Source organism: Methylobacterium sp. J-077, from assembly GCF_022829365.1.
Classification (GTDB): domain Bacteria; phylum Pseudomonadota; class Alphaproteobacteria; order Rhizobiales; family Beijerinckiaceae; genus Methylobacterium.
The window spans coordinates 1-613 of the sequence record NZ_JAKSYJ010000127.1; the positions used below are offsets into that span (position 1 = coordinate 1).

Genomic DNA, 613 nt, shown 5'->3' on the forward strand with positions numbered 1-613 from the left:
CGCCGCGATCGCCGGCCGTCCGATAGAGCAGCGGCAGGACGCGTTCTTGGTTGCTGTCGATGTCGCCGATCATGAGGGCATCAGCGAGATCGAGGACAAGGCGCTGACCGAGATCGCCACCGCTCTTATCGTCAACAAGTCCGAACTGATGCACACCGCAGTGGCTCGGTTCACGCCAAGTCAGTCGACTGCATAGGTTCTACACCCCCGACGAGCGTTCGTTGCCCTCTGTGCCTGATTTGAGCTGTCGTCGAGCACAAGAGGCTGGCGAGGGCCTAAAAATGTGGAAAGGGCTACCTCTTCCCTAGGTGGAGGAAGCAGCCCCTTCGCTGAACTGGACCGGCGTGACCCTGAGAACCTGAACGCCTCAGGCGGCGCGCACGGTGGCGAGGAAGCGTCCAACCTCGGCCGCGAGGTGCTCGGACTGGCGCGACAGCTCAGAGGCCGCCCCAAGCACCTGGCTCGCGGCCACACCCGTCTCCTCGGCTGCGCCAGCCACGCCTGAGATGTTGCTGGTCACCTCACCGGTGCCCATCGCAGCCTGGCTGACGTTACGCACGATCTCCTGGGTGGCCGCGCCCTGCTGCTCGACGGCAGCCGCGATCGACGTCGC

General features: G+C 64.9%; 2 pseudogenes. One reads left to right on the forward strand and one right to left on the reverse strand.

Features of this window, described 5'->3' with window-relative positions:
* A pseudogene (locus tag MKL11_RS16040) lies at positions 1 to 196 on the forward strand (Tellurite resistance protein TerB); the annotation flags it as partial.
* A gap of 171 nt (positions 197 to 367) precedes the next feature.
* Here the strand turns inward: MKL11_RS16040 and MKL11_RS16045 are convergent.
* Positions 368 to 613 (reverse strand): annotated as a pseudogene (locus tag MKL11_RS16045) (methyl-accepting chemotaxis protein); the annotation flags it as partial.